Here is a 2,789-nt window from a genome sequence, read left to right on the forward strand (position 1 = left end):
TGCTGCGCACAACGCGAAGCCACAAAGTGGCGAGCGTCATCGAGCGGATAAACCCCGTACTGCGYGGTTGGGCTGGCTACTTCAAGCTGAGTCAGAGCAAGCGGCCACTTGAGTATCTTGATGGCTGGGTGCGTCACAAACTTCGCTGTATCATCTGGCGCCAATGGAAGCAGCCCTCGACGAGGGCGCGCAACTTGATGCGTCTAGGGCTCAACGAAGCCCGTGCTTGTCACTCAGCATTCAACGGTCGAGGCCCTTGGTGGAATTCGGGAGCACCCCATATGAATCAGGCGCTGCCGAAGAAACTCTGGGATCGACTCGGGCTGGTCTCAATACTGGACACGATAACCCGGCTTAACCGCTTAACCTGAACCGCCGTATACGGAACCGTACGTACGGTGGTGTGAGAGGACGGCGGATGTAAATCCGCCTCCTACTCGATTATGAGAGAACACCCATGACCGCCGCCAAGAACCGTATTTTAGAGCTGCGCGCTGAGCTGGATCAGCACAACTATCGTTACCACGTGCTCGACGAGCCGAGCATTCCGGACGCCGAATACGACCGCTTGTTCAACGAGCTCAAGACTCTGGAAGCGGCCAATCCAGAACTGATCACCAGTGACTCGCCAACCCAGCGAGTGGGCAGCGCAGCGCTGTCGGCGTTTACCCAGGTGCGTCACGAAGTGCCGATGCTCAGCCTCGGCAACGCCTTCGAAGAAACCGACATGCGTGAGTTCGACCGCCGGGTGACCGAAGGCCTGGACCTGCCGGCCGGCGACCTGTTCGGTGGCGGCGCGACAGTCGAGTACAGCTGTGAGCCCAAGCTCGATGGCCTGGCCGTCAGCCTGCTGTATCAGGATGGCGTCCTGGTGCGCGGCGCGACCCGCGGCGATGGCACCACCGGCGAAGACATCAGCGTCAACGTGCGCACCGTACGCAACATCCCGCTCAAGCTGCACGGCACCGGTTGGCCGGCGACCCTGGAAGTGCGCGGCGAAGTGTTCATGTCCAAGGCCGGTTTCGAACGGCTCAACGCCACGCAGCTGGAAGTCGGCGGCAAGACCTTCGCCAACCCGCGCAATGCAGCGGCGGGCAGTTTGCGCCAGCTGGATTCGAAGATCACCGCCAATCGCCCATTGGAATTCTGCTGCTACGGTATCGGCCAGGTGTCGGCGGACATTGCCGATACGCACATCGGCAATTTGCAGCAACTCCAGGCCTGGGGCATGCCGATCAGCCATGAGCTGAAACTGGCGCACGGCATCGCCGAGTGCCTGGATTACTACCGCGACATCGGTGAGCGTCGTAGTGCGCTGCCGTATGAAATCGACGGCGTGGTGTTCAAGGTCAACAGCATTGCCTCCCAGCGCGAACTGGGTTTTCGCGCCCGTGAGCCGCGTTGGGCCATCGCCCACAAATTCCCGGCAATGGAAGAACTCACCGAACTGCTCGATGTGGAGTTTCAGGTCGGCCGCACCGGGGCGGTGACGCCGGTGGCGCGTCTGAAACCGGTCAAGGTCGCGGGTGTCACGGTGGCCAACGCCACGCTGCACAACATGGACGAAGTCGCGCGTCTGGGCCTGATGATCGGCGACACGGTGATCATCCGCCGCGCCGGTGACGTGATTCCGCAAGTGGTTCAAGTGGTCATGGAGCGTCGTCCGGAAAACGCCCGGCCGGTGCAGATTCCCGAGCAGTGCCCGGTGTGCGGTTCCCATGTCGAGCGCACGCAGCTGATCAAGCGCAGCAAGGGTCGCGAGACAGTCAGCGAAGGTGCGGTGTATCGCTGCGTCGGTCGCCTGGCCTGCGGCGCACAACTCAAGCAGGCCATCATTCACTTCGTTTCCCGTCGCGCCATGGACATCGAAGGCCTGGGCGAGAAGAGCGTCGAGCAACTGGTCGACGAAGGCCTGGTGAGTTCGCCGGCCGATCTGTACGCCCTGACTTTCGAGCAGATCGTCGACCTGGAAGGCTTTGCCGAGCTGTCGAGCAAGAACCTGCTCGGCGCCATCGAAGACAGCAAGAAGCCGAGCCTGGCGCGGTTCATCTACGCCCTCGGGATTCCCGATGTCGGCGAGGAGACGGCCAAGGTCCTGGCGCGCTCCCTGGGCTCGCTGGAACGGGTGCAGCAGGCCTTGCCACAGGTGCTGACGTACTTGCCGGACGTCGGGCTGGAAGTCGCGTACGAGATCCACAGTTTCTTCGAGGACGCGCATAACCGGCAGGTGATCGCCGATTTGCTCAGGCATGGCATGCAGATTCAGGATCAGGGCGAGTTGGGTGCCGAATTTGCCGCGAGCACCACGTTGGGCGGTTTCCTCGACAAGCTGCATATTCCGTCGGTCGGTCCGGGCGGGGCGCAGAAACTGGCAGACAAGTTCGGCTCGCTGCAGGCGGTGATCAGTGCAGATTGGCTGGACATGCGTCAGGCGCTGCCAGAGAAACAGGCCAATTCGGTGCGCGAGTTCTTTGCGGTCGAAGAAAATCGCCAATTGGCCGAAGCGGCCGAGAAACAACTGGCCGATTTCGGCATGCACTGGCAGAGCGAGAAGAAGGTCGTCGAAGGCTTGCCGCTGGCCGGGCAGACCTGGGTGCTGACCGGCTCGCTGGAGCTGATGAGCCGCGATGTGGCCAAGGACAAACTTGAAAGCCTGGGGGCCAAGGTAGCGGGCTCGGTGTCGGCCAAGACCCATTGCGTGGTGGCTGGGCCGGGTGCCGGGTCGAAGTTGACCAAGGCCAATGAGCTGGGGCTGAAAGTGCTGGATGAAGAGGCGTTTGTTGAAACAT

General features: G+C 61.8%; 2 protein-coding genes. Both read left to right on the forward strand.

Going from position 1 to position 2,789, the window contains the following annotated elements; translation table 11 throughout:
- A partial coding sequence (locus ACXRVY_RS22920; protein ID WP_458238318.1) for a group II intron maturase-specific domain-containing protein occupies positions 1 to 371 on the forward strand: 371 nt, incomplete at its 5' end.
- An 86-nt stretch (positions 372 to 457) separates the two neighbouring features.
- Positions 458 to 2,789 (forward strand): NAD-dependent DNA ligase LigA (ligA, locus tag ACXRVY_RS22925; RefSeq protein WP_458238319.1); only part of this gene is annotated, 2,332 nt, incomplete at its 3' end.

This window comes from Pseudomonas sp. P5_A2_2, assembly GCF_054177685.1.